Origin of the sequence: Pseudomonas sp. NBRC 111119, assembly GCF_001320125.1 — a bacterium.
GTDB lineage: Bacteria > Pseudomonadota > Gammaproteobacteria > Pseudomonadales > Pseudomonadaceae > Aquipseudomonas > Aquipseudomonas parafulva.
Genome location: NZ_BCAV01000099.1, coordinates 1 through 1188, shown reverse-complemented (window position 1 = coordinate 1188; position 1188 = coordinate 1). Strand labels below are relative to the sequence as shown.

Here is a 1188-nt window from a genome sequence, read left to right as displayed (position 1 = left end):
GGATTCTCCGATCAAGTCAGCACAGGCCGTCTGACCTGTGCTGAAATAGCCCTTCGTTCAACACCCCTCTACAAGCCCGCCATCCCATGAGTCAGATGAGTTTTTCCGATTTCGAGTACGCCGGTAAGCGCAAGCACACCCGTCGCGAGCGTTTCCTGGCCGAGATGGAGCAGGTGGTTCCGTGGAGCGGGTTGGTGGCGTTGATCGAGCCTCACTACCCAAAGGCTGGCGGTGGCCGCAAGCCGTATCCACTGGAAACCATGTTGCGCATTCACTTGCTGCAGAACTGGTTCTCGTTGAGCGACCCAGCCATGGAAGAGGCGCTGTACGAGATCACTTCGATGCGCCAGTTTGCTCGCCTGACGCTCAGCGCTCCGATCCCCGAAGACACGACGATCATGAATTTCCGGCACCTACTGGAGAAGCATCAGCTGGCGGCGGGCATTTTGGAAACCATCAACAATTACCTGCGAGACAAGGGCCTGTCGTTGCGCCAGGGCACCATTGTCGACGCGACCATCATCCACGCACCCAGCTCGACCAAGAACAAGGACGGCAAGCGCGATCCTGAAATGCATCAGACGAAGAAAGGTAATCAGTATTTCTTCGGCATGAAGGCGCATATCGGGGCCGATGCTGAGTCGGGCCTGGTGCATCACGTCCACGGTACAGCGGCGAATGTGGCCGATGTAACGGAGGTCGCTCACCTGTTGCATGGCGACGAAAATGTTATCTGTGCCGACGCGGGTTATACCGGCGTGGAGAAGCGGTCGGAGCATGAAAGAAGGCCGGTGATCTGGCAGATTGCGGCTCGTCGGAGCACCTATAAACACTTGAGCAAACGAAGCGTGCTCTACAAGGCCAAACGCAAGATCGAGAAGGTCAAAGCGCAGGTGCGAGCGAAGGTCGAACACCCCTTCCGTGTGATCAAGCGCCAATTCGGCTATGTGAAAACCCGCTTCCGTGGCTTGGCCAAGAATACGGCGCAACTGACCACGCTGTTTGCCCTGTCGAATCTGTGGATGGTGCGCCGGCAACTATTGCCGGTCGCGGGACAGGTGCGCCCGTGATGGCAGAAAACCAAGGCTATGCCTTGGTTTTCCAATAATCTGCGGCTGAAAATCGGGCTTTTCGGCATGCCCAAGCCGTCCATTTCCGGATGATGGGCAACTTGTTCGGAGTTTCCCT

At 57.0% G+C, this 1188-nt stretch carries 1 protein-coding gene; it reads left to right on the top strand.

Annotated elements, in window-relative coordinates; all coding sequences use genetic code 11:
* The first annotated feature begins 86 nt into the window (after positions 1-86).
* Positions 87-1070 carry an IS5 family transposase gene (locus APH25_RS24730; RefSeq protein ID WP_082428437.1) on the top strand — a complete coding sequence of 328 codons (984 nt, stop codon included), beginning with the start codon at positions 87-89 and terminating at the stop codon, positions 1068-1070.
* The last annotated feature ends 118 nt before the right edge of the window (positions 1071-1188 follow it).